At 41.2% G+C, this 19,877-nt stretch carries 21 protein-coding genes; 16 read left to right on the top strand and 5 right to left on the bottom strand.

Features of this window, described 5'->3' with window-relative positions:
* Nucleotides 1–168 precede the first annotated feature (168 nt).
* The 7 genes from JOC74_RS08855 (at nucleotide 169) to uvrA (ending at nucleotide 8,973) form a co-directional block, all read left to right on the top strand.
* Complete coding sequence (locus JOC74_RS08855) at nucleotides 169–528, top strand: swarming motility protein SwrAA (protein ID WP_053604234.1); 360 nt, start codon at nucleotides 169–171, stop codon at nucleotides 526–528.
* A 79-nt stretch (nucleotides 529–607) separates the two neighbouring features.
* Nucleotides 608–1,798 carry a PDZ domain-containing protein gene (locus tag JOC74_RS08850; protein WP_053604233.1) on the top strand — a complete coding sequence of 397 codons (1,191 nt, stop codon included), beginning with the start codon at nucleotides 608–610 and terminating at the stop codon, nucleotides 1,796–1,798.
* 153 nt (nucleotides 1,799–1,951) lie between these two features.
* The gene (locus tag JOC74_RS08845; protein ID WP_053604232.1) at nucleotides 1,952–2,482 is read left to right on the top strand and encodes a sigma-70 family RNA polymerase sigma factor; all 531 of its coding nucleotides are present in this window, start codon (nucleotides 1,952–1,954) and stop codon (nucleotides 2,480–2,482) included.
* Nucleotides 2,479–3,549, top strand: a complete 1,071-nt coding sequence (locus tag JOC74_RS08840; protein ID WP_053604231.1) for a hypothetical protein — start codon at nucleotides 2,479–2,481, stop codon at nucleotides 3,547–3,549. The genes JOC74_RS08845 and JOC74_RS08840 overlap by 4 nt, the downstream gene beginning before the upstream one ends.
* A gap of 165 nt (nucleotides 3,550–3,714) precedes the next feature.
* On the top strand, nucleotides 3,715–3,951 hold the full coding sequence (locus JOC74_RS08835) for a DUF2198 family protein (RefSeq protein ID WP_053604230.1): 237 nt from the start codon (nucleotides 3,715–3,717) through the stop codon (nucleotides 3,949–3,951).
* A gap of 156 nt (nucleotides 3,952–4,107) precedes the next feature.
* On the top strand, nucleotides 4,108–6,093 hold the full coding sequence (gene uvrB / locus JOC74_RS08830; protein ID WP_211086121.1) for an excinuclease ABC subunit UvrB: 1,986 nt from the start codon (nucleotides 4,108–4,110) through the stop codon (nucleotides 6,091–6,093).
* A gap of 6 nt (nucleotides 6,094–6,099) precedes the next feature.
* Entirely contained in the window at nucleotides 6,100–8,973 is a 2,874-nt protein-coding gene (uvrA, locus tag JOC74_RS08825) for an excinuclease ABC subunit UvrA (RefSeq protein WP_053604228.1), read from the top strand.
* Nucleotides 8,974–9,003: 30 nt separating this feature from the next.
* On the opposite strand, the gene JOC74_RS08820 is transcribed toward uvrA, so the two are convergent.
* Complete coding sequence (locus JOC74_RS08820; protein ID WP_053604227.1) at nucleotides 9,004–9,240, bottom strand: hypothetical protein; 237 nt, start codon at nucleotides 9,238–9,240, stop codon at nucleotides 9,004–9,006.
* Nucleotides 9,241–9,487: 247 nt separating this feature from the next.
* Between JOC74_RS08820 and JOC74_RS08815 the strand changes: the two genes are divergently transcribed.
* The 4 genes from JOC74_RS08815 to JOC74_RS08800 all read left to right on the top strand — a co-directional run bounded on the left by JOC74_RS08815 (nucleotide 9,488) and on the right by JOC74_RS08800 (nucleotide 12,260).
* Nucleotides 9,488–10,573: a DUF4097 family beta strand repeat-containing protein gene (locus tag JOC74_RS08815; RefSeq protein ID WP_053604226.1), complete on the top strand. Its 1,086-nt coding sequence runs from the start codon at nucleotides 9,488–9,490 to the stop codon at nucleotides 10,571–10,573.
* An 11-nt stretch (nucleotides 10,574–10,584) separates the two neighbouring features.
* Nucleotides 10,585–10,782, top strand: a complete 198-nt coding sequence (locus tag JOC74_RS08810) for a PspC domain-containing protein (RefSeq protein WP_053604225.1) — start codon at nucleotides 10,585–10,587, stop codon at nucleotides 10,780–10,782.
* Nucleotides 10,783–11,145, top strand: a complete 363-nt coding sequence (locus tag JOC74_RS08805) for a phage holin family protein (protein ID WP_053604224.1) — start codon at nucleotides 10,783–10,785, stop codon at nucleotides 11,143–11,145.
* Between the two features lie 95 nt (nucleotides 11,146–11,240).
* The gene (locus JOC74_RS08800; RefSeq protein WP_053604223.1) at nucleotides 11,241–12,260 is read left to right on the top strand and encodes a metallophosphoesterase; all 1,020 of its coding nucleotides are present in this window, start codon (nucleotides 11,241–11,243) and stop codon (nucleotides 12,258–12,260) included.
* 194 nt (nucleotides 12,261–12,454) lie between these two features.
* On the opposite strand, the gene JOC74_RS08795 is transcribed toward JOC74_RS08800, so the two are convergent.
* The 4 genes from JOC74_RS08795 to nagA form a co-directional block, all read right to left on the bottom strand.
* The gene (locus JOC74_RS08795) at nucleotides 12,455–13,048 is read right to left on the bottom strand and encodes an N-acetylmuramoyl-L-alanine amidase family protein (RefSeq protein WP_053604222.1); all 594 of its coding nucleotides are present in this window, start codon (nucleotides 13,046–13,048) and stop codon (nucleotides 12,455–12,457) included.
* 62 nt (nucleotides 13,049–13,110) lie between these two features.
* Nucleotides 13,111–13,842: a GntR family transcriptional regulator gene (locus JOC74_RS08790; RefSeq protein WP_053604221.1), complete on the bottom strand. Its 732-nt coding sequence runs from the start codon at nucleotides 13,840–13,842 to the stop codon at nucleotides 13,111–13,113.
* Nucleotides 13,843–13,855: 13 nt separating this feature from the next.
* Nucleotides 13,856–14,590, bottom strand: a complete 735-nt coding sequence (gene nagB, locus JOC74_RS08785; RefSeq protein ID WP_053604220.1) for a glucosamine-6-phosphate deaminase — start codon at nucleotides 14,588–14,590, stop codon at nucleotides 13,856–13,858.
* Nucleotides 14,590–15,771: an N-acetylglucosamine-6-phosphate deacetylase gene (gene nagA / locus JOC74_RS08780; RefSeq protein ID WP_053604219.1), complete on the bottom strand. Its 1,182-nt coding sequence runs from the start codon at nucleotides 15,769–15,771 to the stop codon at nucleotides 14,590–14,592. The genes nagB and nagA overlap by 1 nt, the downstream gene beginning before the upstream one ends.
* A gap of 150 nt (nucleotides 15,772–15,921) precedes the next feature.
* On the opposite strand from nagA, the gene hprK reads away from it, so the two are divergent.
* From hprK to JOC74_RS08755, 5 genes are read left to right on the top strand one after another with little or no spacing between them, the layout of a single operon-like run.
* A complete protein-coding gene (gene hprK / locus JOC74_RS08775; protein ID WP_053604218.1) occupies nucleotides 15,922–16,851 on the top strand; it encodes an HPr(Ser) kinase/phosphatase in 930 nt (309 codons plus the stop codon).
* A 15-nt stretch (nucleotides 16,852–16,866) separates the two neighbouring features.
* The gene (gene lgt, locus JOC74_RS08770) at nucleotides 16,867–17,685 is read left to right on the top strand and encodes a prolipoprotein diacylglyceryl transferase (protein ID WP_053604217.1); all 819 of its coding nucleotides are present in this window, start codon (nucleotides 16,867–16,869) and stop codon (nucleotides 17,683–17,685) included.
* Nucleotides 17,686–17,709: 24 nt separating this feature from the next.
* Entirely contained in the window at nucleotides 17,710–18,660 is a 951-nt protein-coding gene (locus tag JOC74_RS08765) for a nucleoside recognition domain-containing protein (protein ID WP_053604216.1), read from the top strand.
* Nucleotides 18,650–19,291, top strand: coding sequence for a pyrophosphatase PpaX (ppaX, locus tag JOC74_RS08760; RefSeq protein ID WP_053604215.1), 642 nt, complete (start codon nucleotides 18,650–18,652; stop codon nucleotides 19,289–19,291). The genes JOC74_RS08765 and ppaX overlap by 11 nt, the downstream gene beginning before the upstream one ends.
* Before the next feature lies 1 nt (nucleotide 19,292).
* Nucleotides 19,293–19,805: an acyltransferase gene (locus JOC74_RS08755; protein ID WP_053604214.1), complete on the top strand. Its 513-nt coding sequence runs from the start codon at nucleotides 19,293–19,295 to the stop codon at nucleotides 19,803–19,805.
* Nucleotides 19,806–19,877 lie beyond the last annotated feature (72 nt).

Genomic DNA, 19,877 nt, shown 5'->3' with positions numbered 1-19,877 from the left:
AAACTTTCGTTGGTTGTAATAGAAATGAAATATTTTTAAAATGTAAGAAAGGTTTACAAAAAGGGTAGGTTCTTCTAGCGTAGATGATATAATACATGCTTCAAATAGAGCCATTTTAAGAAATGGAGTTTGCGCTTTTCTTAGTAGATAGAAAATGGAGGTTCAATATTGAAAAGGGCAAGTCTAGTTAGAGAGAAAAGATACAAAGGGTTGGTGAATGAATTAACACACCATACACAAAAAGTAACCTTTTCTTCGACAAAAGCTACGGAGCTTCTGATGATGTTTTGCAGGTATTTAGTCAACTATACATCAATCAGCAGTGTAAAGGATATTACGGAAGATTGTGCGGAATATTATTTTGATTATTTGATGAGGAACCATAAAAGGCTGGGTGTGAATTTAACAGATATCAAACGGTCGATGCAGCTCGTTGGGAATGTCTTAGATGTTGAGGTTGATCATTATCTAAACGATTTTTCCCTTTCCAATGTTACGCTGTGGATCAATCAAGACATAGAAAAATAACCTCAGGTTGGCATATTCATTTATTTATTAATTTGATAAACTAGAATAATAATGCTAGGTTGAGGCGGTGAACGTTTCCTTGATGGTCGAATGGTTGTATCAGTTCGCTAAAGGAGCAGGATGGTTCTTTGTTAATCCTCTCTTCTATTTTTTTGTAGTCATGAGTTTGTTTTATGGACATGTCCGTATCAAAAGGGAACGAAAAACCTTTCACACCCGTGTGAAGGACATTACAGATGAATTGAAATTTACATATACGAAAGGGATCGCTGCAGGTCTAATACTGTCTGTTTTGTTTTGTGCAGTTGGAATCGTTTTGCCGTTCGGGCTTCTCATGCTCATTTTCATAATTACGGCTCTCTTCAGCTTCACATTTCGTATGAGCGCGTTGTCGTCTGCCTACACGCTTGGAATCACAATAATTATTGGATATGGGGCTGCTTTTTTTCCTGAAGCGGACCGAATGATTCCGCAGCTTCCATTAACAAATTGGACCGGATTAGCAGTTTTATTGGGGTTGCTGCTGCTGGCAGAAGGACTATTATCTTACAGGTCTGCACATGTTAAAATGTCTCCGGCAATAGCTATCAGTAAAAGAGGGTCGTACATTGGTCGGCAGATCGCAAACAGGGTATGGCTTCTTCCCCTTTTTCTGTTCATTCCCGGAGACGGAATCAGCGTGCCTTTTGACTGGTGGCCTGTTTTTTCTGTTAATAGTCAGTCATTTATTCCGTTATGGATTCCGTATTTTATAGGGTTTGGCCAGCGTGTCCAAGGATCGCTTCCCATCATAAGCATGCAGCTTACAGCAAGAAGGGTATGTATTCTTGGGATTGTAACACTTGCTATCGGAGCCGCCAGTTATTTCTGGAGTCCGCTGTCTTTAGCGGCAGCTGCTGTGGCAGTAGCAGGACGAGCGTTTTTAAGCTGGAAGCAGCGAGTAAATGACAATAGTGCGCCGTATTACTTTTCTAAGCGTAACCAGGGCTTGATGGTGCTTGGCATTATCCCTCATACACCTGCTGAAGAGCTGAATTTGGAAATTGGTGAAATTATAACGAAGGCTAACGGCATTCAAGTGAGGAAAGTCACTGATTTTTACGAAGCGCTGGAGAAAAACCGGACGTTCATTAAGCTGGAAATTATTGATTGTGACGGCCAGCTTCGTTTTGAACAGCGTGCTTCTTATGAAGGTGAGCATCACGAGCTCGGTATTTTGTTTGTAAAGGAAGATGACGAAATGGAATACCGGCAGTACCGTAATTCATGAAATGTAAAAACGCGATAAGACGCTGAGTGAAGCTCAGCGTCTTTCTTATGTGCTTTTTATCGAATAAGTTTAATTAAGATATTATTATAGTTTTGAAACCTGATTCCCCCTAGCCTCGTCAAAACAATGATCGGTACTAAGGGGGAGAATAAAGTGGGGACACCTATGAAAGAGTATGATAAAGATCAAGAATTAGAAGAGATTATGCATGCATATGGAGACGAGCTCGTCCGGCTGGCTTACACTTATGTGAAAGACGCAGATACAGCGAAGGAAGTCGTACAAAATGTTTTTGTTACGGTATATTCGAAGCTGCATACGTTTCGCAAGGAATCATCCTTGAAAACGTGGTTGTATCGGATAACGATTAATAAGTCCAAGGATTATTTGAAAAGCTGGTATGTGAAGAATAAAGAGTCACTTGCTTCATCCCACTTTGAAGCGCTTCAGCTCTCTCCCTCAGCAGAATCGATTGTTATGAATGAACAGCATGCTTTACAAGTAAGACAGGCTCTGTTTCGTCTACCGAAAAAATACCGAACTCCCGTTTATCTCTATTATTACGAGGATTTTTCGGTAATAGAGATAGCTGAAATATTGCGTACTTCAACAAACACGATAAAAACAAGGTTAAGAAGGGGAAGAGAGAAATTAAAAGATCTTCTTCAGGGGGTTATTGAATGACAGACGACAAGAAGCTAAAGGAATTATTATCTAAAGCTTATCGTAATAAAACTTTTACCGAGCGGGACAGAGCGGCTGTTTTTGCCAAAATAAAAGAGAGGGAAGAGGAAGATATGCATACAAGAAGCAGAAAAAGACCTGGTTCAGTATGGCAGCATCTCGTACCTGTTGCACTCACGTTTGTCTTATTGCTCGGGGTAGGTATTTTCACATTTTCTTCTGCAAAGAATTTGTGGTTTGAGCAAAATCAAGCGTCTCCTTCTATACAACAGCAAGGACCGAATAATGAAAACACCCAAGCTAATGAAGCAGAACCCAAAGTAGATCCGAATCCTAATTCAGATAACGAGCCAAATAAAGTGCCTGACCAAGAACAGCGAAAAGAAGATACCGAAAAAGGCACGGATTCCAAACAAACCGAGGGCTATACATCTTTAGAAGCATTGTTGAAAGACGTCGAGACCTATTTAAACACCGATATTCCATTTGTCAAACCTACCAACCTTCCAAAAGGTGAGAAAACATATTATACGGCTGCGTATGATAATAAACCAGACGGCTACAGCGTGATCATATATCAAACCGATCATCCGGTTCTAATCAATGACCGTTCTTTAAATAATGTCGGTGAGGATAGCCAACTTGTAACGTTGAGAGGGGAAAAGTATGAATCTGCAGAAGCAGCACAACAGGAAGTTGGTTACCAAGAAGTTCAGAAACAGGATCATGCGATTGATTTAGGCTACGGATTATGGGGGATGCAGGACGCAGGAGCAGGACATAAATTCTTTAACTGGAATGAAGGCAGATGGTATTTAGGTATGCAGGCACAAACGCAAAATCAGATTGATTTACCAGGTAAAGCAAAAGAAATGGTTGAGTTTCTTGAAAACAATACACTGCCGATTCCTAATCAATTTGCCCGATTCTCAGTAGCATACGAAAATAATGATGTAACGAATTCGGCTTTTTGGCAAGAAGGCCAAATAGTCTATGAAGTAGAGCCGAATACGAAAGACCCTGTAGATGCATTGCGGATCGTCACTTCAATTACGGAAAATCGTTAACGTAAATTGATGTGTAAAGCTGCCTCACAGGAATTTATAGAGAAAGGGATGCATATTGCATTCCTTTTTCTGTTTTAACTTTGCAAAGTATTGATACATTGACGCAAAAATGGATTTTTGTAATGATATGTGTATCCCATTTAACGAAATTGGAGGAGGGTTTTTGTGATTACAAAAGCCGTTTTTGCTCTAGTATTCCCTTTTTTGCTTGTCGTTCTTTTTACTAGGGTAACATACAGTCATTATGTAGCCATTGCGTTGACAGCTGCTTTGCTGTTCGCCTCCTATTTAAAAGGTTATACACAAACCTATTTTATTGTCGGTCTTGATGTGCTTTCATTAATTGCCGGCTCGCTTTATATGGCGAAGAAAGCAGTTGAAGAAAAGAAGAAAAGTGATTGAAATGATTGAGAATGGTCAACCCTGCTTTTATGGATCGAAGCAGGTTTTTTATTTGAGTAAAATAAAGCGAACTTTAGTTCGTATTTTTCTCGATTTTAACATGTTTTGTGGTAAACTATTGGTAGGAAGATTTCGTTATGAAATGGAGGCTTTTTTGTGAACGATCGTTTTGAGCTCATTTCAGCTTATCAGCCCCAAGGTGATCAGCCAAAAGCCATTGATCACCTGGTGAGGGGAATTAAAGAAGGAAAAAAACATCAAACATTGTTGGGTGCAACTGGAACAGGAAAAACGTTTACCGTTTCGAATGTGATAAAAGAAGTAAATAAACCTACGCTCGTGATTGCCCACAACAAAACACTTGCCGGACAGCTGTACAGCGAGTTTAAGGAGTTTTTTCCGAATAATGCGGTTGAATACTTTGTCAGCTACTACGATTATTATCAGCCGGAAGCTTATGTACCGCAGACGGATACATTTATTGAAAAAGATTCGAGCATCAATGATGAGATTGATAAATTACGGCACTCTGCTACATCTTCTTTATTTGAACGGAAGGATGTTATCATAATCGCCAGTGTATCCTGCATCTACGGTTTGGGTTCCCCAGAGGAATACCGGGAAATGGTGCTTTCTTTGCGAACAGAAATGGAATTGGAAAGAAATGAGCTGCTCAGAAAGTTGGTCGATATCCAATATGTGAGGAACGACATCGATTTTCAGCGCGGGACATTCAGGGTACGGGGCGACGTCGTCGAAATTTTCCCTGCCTCAAGGGATGAGCATTGTATTCGCGTTGAATTGTTTGGCGATGAAATCGAGCGGATCCGGGAAGTCGATGCATTAACAGGAGAAATCCTGAGAGATCGGGACCATGTAGCAATTTTCCCAGCATCCCACTTCGTCACCCGTGAAGAAAAAATGCAAAAAGCCATTGCCAATATTGAAACAGAGCTGGAAGAGCGCCTCAATTATATGCGTGAAGAAGGTAAGCTTTTGGAAGCGCAAAGGCTTGAGCAGCGGACGCGCTATGATCTGGAAATGATGCGGGAAATGGGCTTCTGTTCCGGTATTGAAAACTATTCAAGGCATTTAACATTAAGGGAAGCTGGAGCAACCCCTTATACACTTCTCGATTACTTTCCTGACGATTTTATGATCGTCGTAGATGAGTCGCATGTCACTCTTCCTCAGGTAAGGGGAATGTATAATGGGGACCAGGCAAGGAAGCAGGTACTCGTCGATCACGGCTTTCGGCTGCCTTCTGCCTTAGATAACCGTCCCCTTCGCTTTGAAGAATTTGAAAAGCATATGCATAATTGCATTTATGTATCAGCCACTCCGGGTCCTTTTGAACTGGAGCATACACCAGAGATGGTTGAACAAATTATCCGCCCGACCGGCCTTCTTGATCCAATTATTGAAGTCAGGCCAATTCAAGGCCAGATCGACGATTTAATTGGCGAGATCAATGCAAGAATTGAAAAAAATGAAAGAGTTCTTGTGACGACACTCACGAAAAAAATGTCTGAAGATCTCACAGACTATTTAAAAGAACTCGGCATCAAAGTAAACTATCTCCATTCAGAAATTAAAACACTGGAACGAATTGAAATCATTAGAGATTTACGGCTTGGGAAGCACGATGTTCTAATCGGCATCAACTTGTTGCGGGAAGGGCTTGATATACCTGAGGTTTCCCTTGTAGCAATATTGGATGCGGATAAGGAAGGGTTCCTAAGATCCGAACGATCCCTAATCCAAACGGTAGGGCGTGCGGCCAGAAATGCGAACGGACGGGTTATTATGTATGCCGATAAGATAACGAATTCTATGGAAATCGCTATTTCGGAAACGAAAAGGCGCCGTGAACAGCAGGAAGCTTTCAATAAAGAACATGGCATTACACCTCAGACGATTAATAAGAAAATACGCGATGTCATCCGAGCGACGTTTGCAGCTGAGGATCAAGAGGAATATGAAACAAAAGCGGCACCGAAGCTTTCAAAAATGACGAAGAAGGAAAAGCAAAAAGTCGTCGAACAAATGGAGCACGAAATGAAAGAAGCAGCAAAAGCGCTGGATTTCGAACGTGCGGCAGAGCTGCGGGATTTGCTGCTTGAGCTTAAATCGGAAGGATGATGATAAATGGCTTTAGACCGAATTGAGGTGAAAGGAGCAAGAGTCCATAACCTGAAAAATATCGATATCAATATCCCTCGGGATCAGCTGGTCGTCGTGACGGGGCTGTCGGGTTCAGGAAAATCGTCTCTTGCTTTTGATACGATATACGCAGAAGGACAGAGACGTTATGTTGAGTCCCTTTCTGCCTATGCACGCCAATTTTTAGGGCAAATGGATAAGCCGGATGTCGACACCATTGAAGGGTTGTCTCCGGCAATCAGCATCGATCAGAAAACAACAAGCCGCAACCCTCGTTCAACTGTTGGTACGGTAACAGAAATCTACGATTATCTTCGATTGCTGTATGCAAGAATCGGAAAGCCGTACTGTCCAAATCACGGCATCGAAATCGAGTCACAGACGATCGAACAAATGGTGGACAGGATCCTTGAGTTTCCTGAGAAAACAAAGCTTCAGGTCCTAGCCCCAATTGTTTCCGGCCGAAAAGGAACACACGCGAAAGTTTTCGAGCAAATTAAAAAGCAAGGGTACGTAAGAGCACGGGTGGATGGCAATGTAGAAGATTTATCCGAAGAGATCGTGCTGGAGAAAAATAAAAAACACAGCATTGAAGTTATTGTCGATCGTATCGTTGTGAAAGAAGGAGTAGCGGCCAGGCTATCTGATTCATTAGAAACAGCTCTTCGCCTCGGAGAAGGAAAAGTGATGATTGATGTTATTGGCCAGGAGGAATTGCTGTTCAGTGAGCTTCATGCCTGCCCAATCTGCGGATTTTCCATTGGCGAGCTTGAGCCGAGAATGTTCTCCTTTAACAGCCCGTTTGGAGCATGTCCAAGCTGTGACGGTCTTGGATCGAAGCTTGAGGTTGATCTTGAGCTGGTCATTCCTGATAAGACACTTTCGTTGAAGGATAACGCGATCGCACCTTGGGAGCCCCAGAGTTCTCAATATTATCCGAAGCTTTTAGAAGCCGTGTGCAATCATTACGGTATTGACATGGATATGCCGGTAGAGGACATACCGACGCATTTGTTTGATAAAGTTCTTTATGGCAGCGGAAAAGAAAAAATATATTTCAGGTATGAAAATGATTTCGGCCAGATTCGAGAAAACCATATTGAATTTGAAGGCGTAATCCGCAACCTTGAACGCCGTTACAAAGAAACGTCTTCCGATTATATCAGGGAGCAAATGGAAAAGTATATGGCTCATCAGCCTTGTCCTGAATGCAAAGGGCACCGCTTGAAAAGAGAAGCCTTGGCTGTACTTATTAATGAAAATCATATTGGGAACATAACGAAGCTCTCCATTACTCAGGCTTTGGACTTCTTCCATTCTCTTGAGCTGTCGGAAAAAGATATGCAGATCGCAAGACTGATATTGCGTGAAATTGAAGAACGTCTTGGGTTCTTGAATAATGTGGGCTTGGATTACTTAACGATGAGCCGCTCTGCTGGAACGCTTTCAGGAGGAGAAGCACAGCGGATCCGCTTGGCTACTCAGATTGGCTCCAGACTGACCGGAGTCCTTTACATTCTTGATGAGCCTTCTATCGGCTTGCATCAAAGAGACAATGACCGTCTCATTGATACCCTAAAGAGAATGAGGGATATCGGCAATACACTTATTGTTGTCGAGCATGATGAAGACACGATGATTGCAGCCGATTACTTGATTGACATTGGACCCGGGGCAGGAGTGCACGGTGGAGAGATTGTTTCTGCCGGAACTCCTGAGGATGTTATGAATGATTCCAACTCATTAACCGGCCAATATCTTTCCGGAAAGAAATTTATTCCGCTGCCTGTCGAACGTAAATCATCTAACGGAAGGTTTATTGAAATTAAAGGGGCGAAAGAAAATAACCTGAAAAATGTTTCAGTCAAATTTCCACTGGGGACATTTATTGCTGTTACAGGTGTGTCTGGGTCAGGAAAAAGTACGCTCGTTAACGAAATTCTTCATAAAGCATTAGCTCAAAAGCTTCATCGGGCGAAAACAAAGCCGGGTGAATTCAAAGAATTAAAAGGGGCTGACTATCTTGATAAGGTGATTGATATTGATCAATCTCCTATCGGAAGAACGCCTAGGTCCAATCCGGCAACATACACCGGTGTATTCGATGACATACGGGATGTCTTCTCTCAAACAAATGAAGCGAAGATCCGGGGATACAAAAAAGGAAGGTTTAGTTTTAATGTCAAGGGCGGACGTTGCGAAGCGTGCCGTGGTGATGGAATTATTAAAATTGAAATGCACTTTCTGCCTGATGTCTATGTTCCTTGTGAAGTATGCCATGGTAAACGTTACAACAGAGAAACGCTTGAAGTAACTTATAAAGGGAAAAATATCTCTGATGTTCTGGAAATGACAGTTGAGAATGCCCTTCAATTCTTTGAAAACATACCGAAAATTAAAAGGAAGCTTCAAACGATTTTCGACGTTGGTCTGGGCTACGTCAAACTGGGACAGCCTGCCACAACAATGTCTGGCGGTGAAGCACAGCGGGTAAAATTGGCTTCTGAACTCCACAGGAGATCAAACGGCAGATCCTTATATATATTAGATGAACCGACAACGGGACTGCATGTCGATGATATTGCAAGATTATTAGTTGTTTTACAAAGACTCGTTGATAATGGAGATACTGTTTTAGTAATTGAACATAATTTAGACGTCATTAAAGCGGCTGATCATCTCATTGATTTAGGTCCGGAAGGAGGCTCAGGCGGCGGGCAAATAATAGCTGTCGGAAGTCCTGAAGAAATTATTAAGTCAAACGAATCCTACACTGGACGGTATCTTAAACCAGTTCTTGAACGTGATCGGTTAAGAATGAAAGAGTTATTAAAAAGCAAAGAAACGATTACTCCTTAAAACCCTCTTAGAAGGGTTTTTCTTTTTTGTTTATTTTAACCGATCGATTTGTCTGCTTAGGCGGATCAAATCATTTGAGATATGAGCGCTGCTGCTGTCAAGAAGCACTTTTAAGTAATGGATTTCTTGAGACATTGACGGCAGCGATGATAATTTTTCAAGCTGCAATATCATTTCCTTGTTCATTCGTTTTTGCTCATTCACAAGCTCCAGCAATTCTTTTTTCGTATAGGCTAGCTCTTCTGGATTGGAGGGCTTGTTTGGCATTATAAATACCTCCTGTTTTTTTACCAATTTTAAAGGGTAATAAAAAAAGAATCTATTTAATCGCTCAAAAAAAATTAATTTGAACAAATTGGCTCATGCCCATAGAATGAAAATGAAACCTTTTCACAGGGGAACCGTATAACTATGTAAATGGGCACTGACCCTTTGGCATAAAAACGATACAGAATGATAAAGCGGAATGAAATTTTAATAAATGCATAAAACTCAAGTGGAGGAGGAAATAAAAATGCAAGAAGAAAAAAAACGTATCTTAAAGCTGGTGGAAGAAGGCAAACTGACAGCCAGCGAAGCGATTACTTTAATGGAAAAGCTTGAGGAAGCATCCGAAGAAAGCAAAACAACTTCACTATCTGCTGAGGTTAAAAAAACATCCTCATCTTCAGAAGAGACGAAAACAACTCATAAAACATCATCAATTGGAACGAAATTGTTTGATTTAATGGACACCGCTGTTAAGAAAGTTAAGGAAGTCGATTTTGATTTGAACTTTGGCCAGTCTTATGATGTCAAACATATTTTTCAATATAAAGAAACTGAATTTAACAATCTTGACATTCATTTAGCGAACGGAAGCTTAAATATTTTACCGTGGGATGAGAGTGATGTTCGTGTAGAATGCCAGGGCAAAATATACAGGGTTGACAATCAGGAGGAAGCAAAGACGGCGTTTCACAATCATTTTGAATGCGGTGTTGAAGGCGAAAAGCTTTTCATCCGTACAGAAAAAAAGACGATGAAAACAAATGTAACGCTTCAAATTCCGCAAAAGCAGTATGAAAAAATCCGTATCAAATTGTTTAATGGTCCAGTCAGAGGGGAACATTTGAAAGTAAATGAATTAAATGCGAAAACAACAAATGGAGTTGTTTCTTTTTCATCATTAAAAGCTGACAAAGCTGGGATTGAAACAGCTAATGGGCAAATCAAACTGGTTGATTATGAATGCGGTTCGATCGAGGCAGAAACGATCAATGGAATGATTGAATTGCGCGGGTCCAGCCAATCACTTGATTTGCAAAGCTTTAACGGCAACATCACAGCAAAAATTACCGATCCAAATGTTAAATCGGTATACGCAAAAACGACAACCGGAAGCGTGGAGTTTTCGATTCCCCATGGAGTTGAAGTGAAAGCAGAGCTGAAAAGCAATCTTGGATCATTAGCTGCAGATCTTGACGAGGTCGTGATGATCAGAGAGAAAAGTGACACGCTCCAAAAGGAAATGTATTTCAAAGCAAACCAGGGGCAGGAACACAAATTGACACTATTTACAGAAACGAAAACTGGATCTATTAAGCTTAAACAATTGTAGAGGGTGATTTTGTGAAAAAATGGTTTCGATCAACGACCGATAAAAAAATTGCAGGGGTCATCGGTGGATTAGCCCAATATTTAAATATAGATGCTACTCTGTTACGGATTATTACGGTTATCCTGGCGATTATTACTACAGTCATCCCCTTTCTGATTATTTATCTCATTTGTATTTATATGGTTCCGGAAGAAGGAGAAATTAAGTAAATGTTGAAATGGATTATCAGTGTTCTTGTCAATGCTTTGCTGTTGATCGTTATTGCCGGTTATTTTGAATCAGTAGAATTAACCGGAATATGGGCAGCAATTGTGGCAAGTTTCATTTTATCGATTTTAAATGTACTGGTAAAACCGATCTTGGTCATTCTGACGCTGCCTGTAACGGTTTTAACGCTTGGGTTGTTTTTATTCATCATCAATGCTATTACCTTGGCGATGACAGCTGCCATTATGGGAGACAGCTTCAATATCGATGGTTTTGGAACAGCGATCTGGGCTTCAATTGTGCTTTCCCTCTTTCATTTGTTGATTCAAAAAGGAATAATTGAACCTTTAAATCAAAAAAAATAACCCGGATTGGGTTATTTGTTTTTCCTTCAACTTCCTTTTGTTTCTGTCTATAAGACCTCCTTGCTTGTGACATCCTATTAGAAGGAGGTCTGCTTATGGGAATTGTTAGACATAAATTCAAGCCTTTTATTCTTACAGTCGTCTTTTTCATCTGCTTCACAATGGAGAATGGAGTACAAGCGTCAAATGAAACAGCCGCCGGAAATTGGCTCTATAAAAAAGAATATACGTTTATTTGGATGTCCGATACGCAATACTATTCAGAAAGCTATCCGCATATTTTAGAAAAACAGGTGAATTGGATTACAGAAGAAAAAGAAAAGCTTAATATTCAATACGTTTTCCATACCGGAGATATTATCAATAAAGCAGATAAACGCGTTCAGTGGGAGCGTGCGGATCGGCTTTTAGGCGTTTTGGACAAAAATCTTGTGCCGTATGGAGTGTTGGCAGGAAACCACGATCTCCTGAACGGCAAGGACAATTACACGAAGTATGGAAAATATTTCGGCTATTCAAGGTTTAAAGATAACCCCTGGTATGGTGATAGGTATCTACAAAATAAGGGGCATTATGATTTAATTTCTGCCGAAGGAGACGACTATATCATCGTATTTATGGGCTGGGGAATCAATCAGGAGGAAGTGAACTGGATGAACGATGTCCTTCAACAGTATCCCGATCGTCGGGCGATCCTTGCCTTTCACGATTATTTGTATACAAACGGCGAAAGAAGCCAAGTAGGCGAAAAATTATACGAACAGATTGTAAAGCAAAATAAAAACGTAGAATTGGTGTTAAGCGGTCATTATCACGGAGCAAATGTAAAAGCGGATGAGATTGATGACGACGGGGACGGAAAAGCAGACCGGACAGTTTACCAAATTCTCGCAGATTATCAAGCTGCACCAAATGGCGGGCAAGGCTACTTGCGGGTGCTTACTGTTAATCCTAAAGATGACACCATCCACTTCACCACGTTTTCTCCTTATCTTCATTCATTCAATTATTATGACGCAGAAACCTATCCCGGGAAGGATGAATTCATCATTAAGATGAAAGGGAAGAAAAATAAATGGTTCTTCAGAAAACTTCAATTTTACAATAAATCTTAAAGAGAAAAGACAAATGAGGATAAATCCCAGACATGGGAGGATAACCCCCAGCAATGGATGATTAAACCTCAAACGAAACCATAGTAAAATGATAGTGCAGTAAAAAAGGCCCTTGGTTAAGGACCTTTTTTGAATCATTCATCAAAGCCAGCTTTTTTAGCGTTGTAACTAGTTTCTCAGCATGCTCGTTCTCATCAAACGCACCCGCTTGAACCATGTTTAGTCCGGCGCTTTCGCTTAAGCTTGTAAAACCCGGTAATGCCCTTAGTGATTGCTTCTGCACATGCTTGACGATAAGCGGGTGTTTTTAACAGGGCGGCTTCCTCTTTATTGGTCATAAAACCACATTCACAAAGGATCGCCGTCATTTTTGTTTCTCTCAGCACATGAAAGTCAGCCAGCTTCACGCCCCGGTTTTTTCTTTCCGTCGCCTTGATTAATTCGTTTTGAATCGTTTGTGCAAGAGACGTGGCTTCCGTTGGCTTTGATAGGTAAACGAACGTTTCAATTCCGTTAACATCGTTCCACTCTTTTCCATTGCCACTCGCGTTGGCATGAATGGATAGATACAAATCGGCAGAAGCCTTATTTGCAAGAGCTGTTCGTTCCTTTAAAGGGACGTCTCTCTTGTCGCTGTGAACGGAAGATACCTGAACAGATGAATAGGTTTTAAGCAAGGTTTTTACCTTTTCGGCAATATCTCTGTTAAACTCGTACTCCTTCATTCCATCAACCGTACGTTTTCCCGGCGTTTGATACCCATGGCCAGCATCTAAAAATATTTTCACTTAATCAACCTCCTTTATCTCTGTTATAAACAGTAGATACTGTAAAAGGAGCATGATTAGCGCTATTTTTGTCGATCCATCTGAAAAATAAATGAATATCGGTCTCCTCGATAAACGGATTTTACATATTCGAACGGTGTCCCGTTTTGCAAAAATGATATGCGTTTCATCAGAAGAACAGGTGTTCCTTTCGAAATGTCAAGATGGCTTGCTTCGAAAGCATCTGCAATACCTGCCTCCAATTCTTGCCTGGCGTGACTGATCAATGAATCGAGATGTTTTTCCACGTATTCATAAAGAGAGGCCTTAAGATCTGCTTCAGTCAGCCCTTTCAACAGATCAATGGGAATATACGTCGTTTCTAATGCCATAGGGATATCGTCTGCAAGCCTGATTCTCATGATCTCATATACGCTTGCGCCATAAGGGCGGCTTAATTGGTTCGAAATGTGTTCATCCGCTTTGATGATTTCAAACCGAAGGAGCTTACTGCTTGGTTTTCGTCCGCGGCTTTTCATATCTTCCGTAAAGCTTGTCAATCCCTGAAGCGGCTGTTTAATTTTTTGTTTGCTGACAAACGTTCCTTTTCCCTTTTGCCGATAAAGATATCCTTGGCTGACTAAATTTGAAAGGGCCTGTCTTACAGTCATTCGGCTGATTCCGAATGTCTCTGAATATTCCCGTTCAGAAGGAAGCAGCATATCTGGCTGCAGCTCTCCCTTGTCTATCATCGCTTTCAGCTGTTCTTCAATTTGATGATAAATAGGGACTGGTGAATGCTTATTAATATACATTAATTTAATCCTTTCAATCGTCTAATAAAGATGCAGCATCACGATCGATGAAAATCGTCGTATTCGGATGGAGATGAAGAGCTGACGCAGGGAAGCTTTCATCCACGGTACCTTCAATCAGCCTTTTTACAGCACTGGCTTTCTTTTTTCCAGATGCAAGCAAAATAATCCTCTTGCTGTTTAAAATGCTCTCAATCCCCATCGTTATGGCTTGCTTAGGCACGTCTTCTATAGTATGGAAATACCTTGAGTTCGCTTCGATTGTTTGCTGTTTTAATGTTACAGTGTGTGTTTTGGTCGAAAATGGCGTTCCTGGTTCATTGAAACCGATATGGCCGTTATGACCGATTCCGAGAAGCTGGAGGTCGATGCCGCCGCGGGAGGTGATCAGCTTTTCATAATCCTCACATTCCTGCAGCAAGTTCTCATTCGTTCCGTCAGGCAGGAAATATTGATCTTTTGGAATATCAATATGTGAAAACAGGCGTTTCGTCATGTAATAGCGATAACTATTCGGATCGTCTGAACCAAGCCCGACATATTCATCGAGGTTAAAGGTCACGACAGAACGAAAAGAAAGATTTTGTCTTTTATGAATGTCAATAAGTTCATCGTATACTCCTTCAGGTGTCCCTCCCGTAGCGAGTCCGAGAACAGAATCGGCTTTTCTTTGAATTTGGCTTGCAATTTCTTCAGCTGCGGCCCGGCTAAGTTCTTTGTAAGAATGATAAATAAGAATATTAACCATTATAATTCCTCCGTTCTTTCCCAGGCAATTTTTCCTTTGCAATAAGTTTTAAGTACGTCTCCTTCAGGACTTACTATCACAAGGTCTGCATCTTTTCCAGCAGCAAGGCTTCCTTTTCTGTCATATACCTTCAACTGGTTTGCTGCGTTGGCTGAGGTCATGCGGACAATATCCAAAAGTGAACAATTTGTAATTTTCATCATCAGCTTTGCCCCTTCGTTCATTTTTAGAATGGATCCTGCAAGTGTTCCGTCAGAAAGAAAAGCTGTGTCTCCTTTTACCTCAACCGTTTGTCCGCCAAAGTCATAACGTCCGTCACTTAGACCTTTTCCTCTCATGGAATCGGTGATCATAATAATTCCGCTGCTACCTTTCGCTTGATAGGTCAGTTTTACCGCCGCTTCGTGACTGTGAATTCCGTCTGTTATCAATTCGGCAAAAAGATCTTCGCGAGCAAGCGCAGTTCCTGCAACTCCCGGTTCCCGGTGATGAAATCCTCTCATACCGTTGAATAAGTGTGTCACATGCTTGGCTCCAGAAGCAATTGCTTCGTTCATTTGGTTATAATTTGCGTCGGAATGGCCGATGGATGGAATAATATTCTGAGATGTTAAGTACTTCACAAAAGTATGGGAGGTGTCTTCTTCAGGTGCGAATGTAACAATTTTAATTCGATTCTCTGAAAGCTTTTGCCATTTAATAAACGTTTCTAGGTTAGGTGGAATTATATGGTTCTCCGGCTGTGCTCCTGCCTTGTTCTTATTAATAAAAGGGCCTTCTAAATGAATTCCCAGCATTTCAGCCCCCATGTGGTTGTGCTGGCCATTCATCCAATGAGCTGCATTTCTTAATGCATCTTCAATGCGGGAGTGCTCTTGGGTAATCGTTGTGGCCAAAAAACTTGTCGTTCCCTCGGAGGGAAGATGCTTTGAAATGGTCTGTAATGCGTCAGGAGTTGCATCCATAGTATCCGCTCCGTACCCGCCGTGAATATGAATATCAATCATTCCCGGCAAAAGAACTGAGCCGCTCGGTGCCGTAATAACCTTGTCGCAAGAAATATCCGGCTCGCCGTGCCCGACCTTGAGGATGACTTCATCTTCAAAGATAAGATATCCGTTAGGTATGATCTCATGCTCTTCTGCGATTTTTACGTTCTGAATGGCAAGTCTTTGTCCCATATTCTCCTCCAGTTATTAATAGAGTATAGTTGTCTATACAAATGTACCATTTGTTTGTCGTTTAATAAAATATGTTTTGGCTTTTTTTTAAAAGTGATAGAATATAGCTGTATGTCAAAAAAAACCTCGACCTAGAAGGGGGAAAAAGTAATGCCAAAGGTTCGAACGAAAGACCTAATGGACCATTTTCAACTCGAATTAATAAGCGGAGAAGAAGGGATCAATCGGCCAATTACTATGAGTGATCTGTCCAGACCAGGTTTGGAAATGGCTGGATACTTTACATATTATCCAAAGGAACGTGTCCAGCTTTTGGGAAAAACCGAAATTTCCTTTTTTGAAAAACTTTTGGATAGTGAGAAAAGGCATCGCATGGATTCTTTATGTACGGATATAACACCAGCCGTTATTGTAACGAGAGACATGCATGTGCCGCCTGAACTGATCGAATCATCTGAACAAAACGGAGTCCCTGTTTTAAGATCGCCATTAAAAACGACGAGGCTTGCGAGCAGACTGACCAATTATCTAGAGAGCAAGCTTGCGCCAACGACTGCTGTTCATGGTGTATTGGTTGATATTTATGGTGTAGGTGTTCTCCTCACGGGAAAAAGTGGTGTAGGAAAAAGTGAAACGGCGTTGGAATTAATAAAAAGAGGCCATCGATTGGTTGCAGACGACTGTGTTGAAATTCGCCAAGAAGATCAAGATACACTTGTTGGAAGTGCGCCTGAACTGATTGAGCATCTTCTAGAAATTAGAGGGCTGGGCATCATCAATGTGATGACTTTATTTGGTGCCGGTTCTGTACGAAGCTATAAACGTATTACGCTTGTCATGAACCTGGAGCTTTGGGAACAGGGAAAGCAGTACGACAGGCTTGGACTGGAAGAAGAAAAAGTGAAAATCATCGATACAGAAATTACGAAACTTACGGTTCCGGTACGTCCCGGAAGAAACCTTGCCGTTATTATTGAAGTAGCGGCTATGAATTTCCGCTTGAAGCGGATGGGCTTAAATGCAGCTGAACAATTTACAAATAAGCTTGCAGGCGTAATTGAGGAACATGAGCAGGACTAAAAAGGAGCTGAGACCATGAACGAAGAAATTACACCAATAAATCCTGTTGCGTTTGAGCTGGGGCCATTAGCTGTTCATTGGTACGGAGTAATCATTGGACTAGGGGCATTGCTCGGGCTATGGCTGGCAGTCCGTGAAAGCCAAAAAAGAGGGCTTCATAAAGATACATTTGTTGATTTAATTTTATTTGCGATTCCGATCGCGATCCTTTCAGCAAGAGCATACTATGTTATTTTTCAATGGAATGAGTATTACAGGGATCATCCGGGTGAAATCGTGAAAATATGGGAAGGCGGACTGGCCATCCATGGAGGATTAATCGGAGCTGTTGTTACGGGCATTATTTTTGCAAAGATTAGAGGTATTTCATTTTGGAAGCTTGCTGACATTGCAGCTCCTAGTATTTTGCTTGGGCAGGCTATTGGGCGATGGGGAAATTTTATTAACCAGGAAGCCTACGGTGGCCCTGTTACGAGAGCATTTTTGGAAAATTTGCACCTTCCGGAATTCATCATTAACCAAATGAATATACAAGGTCAGTACCATCATCCGACTTTTTTATATGAATCGCTTTGGAACTTCGCAGGAGTTATTCTGCTGCTTGTTCTTAGAAAAGTAAACCTTGGCAGGGGAGAGCTTTTCTTAACTTATGTCATATGGTATTCAATCGGACGTTATTTTATTGAAGGAATGCGTACCGACAGCTTGATGCTGACAGATACGTTACGTGCTGCCCAAGTGATATCGGTCACGCTGATTGCAGCTGCAATTATTTTCATTATAGTCAGACGTGTCAGAGGAGATTCTAAAACAAGATATTTGGATCCCTCTTAAAAAGCTAGCAAAAGGAGAATCTATATGAAAAAAACTCTGGCTGCAGGTGCTAAATCAGGCTTGCAAACAACATGGACACTTGGAAAGGTAATCTTTCCAGTTACAATCCTCATCAGTTTGCTGCAGCATACACCTGTGATGGGTTGGATTATTAAGCTTATTTCTCCAGTTATGGGCATTTTTGGTTTATCTGGAGAAGCCGCCATCCCTCTCGTAATCGGAAATATGCTTAACCTTTATGCAGGAATTGCAGCTATATTTTCCCTTGAATTAACAGTTAAAGAAGTGTTTATTCTAGCGATTATGCTGTCTTTCTGCCATAACGTAATCATCGAATCGACAGTTGCGATGAAGGTCGGCATAAAAATTTGGGTTATTTTAGCCGTACGAATCGGCCTTGCCGTTTTTTCCGGTGTTCTCATTCATCTTTTTTGGCACGGCGGGCAAAGCACGGCTCAATATGGTTTTGTTTCAGTAAACAAAACAGCCCCTCCAGAAGGTTGGTTTGAGATCGTGATGGCTGCGTTTGCCAAAGCCGGTATGAATATTTTGCAGCTTGCTGCGATTATTATTCCTTTGATGATTGTCATCCAGATTATGAGGGATAAAGGATGGCTTAACGTATTCTCCAATTGGATCGCTCCATTTGTCAGACTTCTTGGAATGAAAGAAAATACTTCGATGACAATGGTTGCCGGCCTTACGATTGGGCTTGCGTACGGAGCCGGTGTTATGATCAAAGCAGTAGAGGAAGATGGAGTAAGCAAGAGGGATCTTACGCTTGCTTTTATTTTTCTAGTTGCTTGCCATGCGGTGGTTGAGGATACACTTGTCTTTATTCCGCTCGGCATACCTGTCTGGCCGCTGTTGGTGATACGATTGACAACAGCTTTATTATTAACGATAGCGATTTCTTATTTATGGAAAAACAGGGACTATCATTCTGAAAGAAAAGGAGCCGTCTATGAAGGTTAATACGATCTTATTCGATTTGGATGGAACATTAATCAATACAAACGAACTAATTATAGCTTCTTTCTTGCATACGCTCGAGCATTATTTTCCTGGCAAGTACAAAAGGGAGCAGGTTCTTCCTTTTATCGGCCCATCTCTTCATACAACCTTTACCGGGTTAAAACCGGGACACGAGGAAGACATGATCAAAATGTACAGGGAATTCAACCACAAAATGCACGATGAATTGGTGACAGAGTATGAAACGGTTTATGAAACACTGGAACAGTTAAAGCAATCGGGTTTCAAGCTGGGCATTGTGACAACAAAGCTGAAAAATACTGTAACAATGGGGCTCAAGGTTACCGGGCTTGAACGTTTTTTTGAAGCGATAGTTACTCTCGATGATGTTGAGAATGAAAAGCCGCATCCAGAACCTGTATTAAAAGCGTTAAAGCAATTAAACAGCAAACCTGGGGAAGCAATTATGGTTGGAGATAATTATCATGACATTGAGTCAGGCAAAAGCGCTGGAACTAAAACTGCCGGTGTAGCATGGAGCATTAAAGGGAAAGACTATCTTGCAAAGTACAAACCTGACTATATGCTTGATAAAATGAGCGATCTAATTGCCATCGCAGGAGTGAAGTAATGTGAGGAGAACAACCCGCTATCCGGTTGAAGGCGGTAATTCACTATGGCATGTGTATAAAACTGTGCCCTTCCTTAAAGTCATAAAAAATTTTATCGTCATACAATTAGCGAGATATACTCCTTCTTTGAAAATGAAAAATTGGCTTTACCGCACTTTTTTACATATGAAAATCGGCGATCAGACTTCGTTTGCGTTAATGGTTATGCTCGATATTATGTTTCCTGAAAAGATATCCGTCGGAAGGAACACGGTTATTGGCTACAATACAACGATCCTGGCCCATGAATACTTAATTAAGGAGTATCGGCTGGGGGAAGTCAAAATAGGCGATGAAGTCATGATCGGAGCCAATACAACGATTTTGCCAGGTATAGTCATTGGTGACGGCGCTGTAATTTCTGCAGGTACACTTGTTCATAAAGATGTACCCTCCGGCGCATTTGTAGGAGGAAATCCGATGCAATTTATTTCTATGAAAAAAGAAGCGGAGGAACATAACGGCCAGAGTTAGGCAGGCTGATACCAAGGGAAATTCTAAAAGGAATTTCCTTTTTTTAACCTTTAAAGAATTGCGAAAATCTCT

Origin of the sequence: Bacillus capparidis (assembly GCF_017832095.1) — a bacterium.
GTDB lineage: Bacteria > Bacillota > Bacilli > Bacillales > Bacillaceae > Bacillus > Bacillus gobiensis.
The sequence above is the reverse complement of the archived record's forward strand: the minus strand, read 5'-3'. Positions and strand labels throughout refer to the sequence as shown.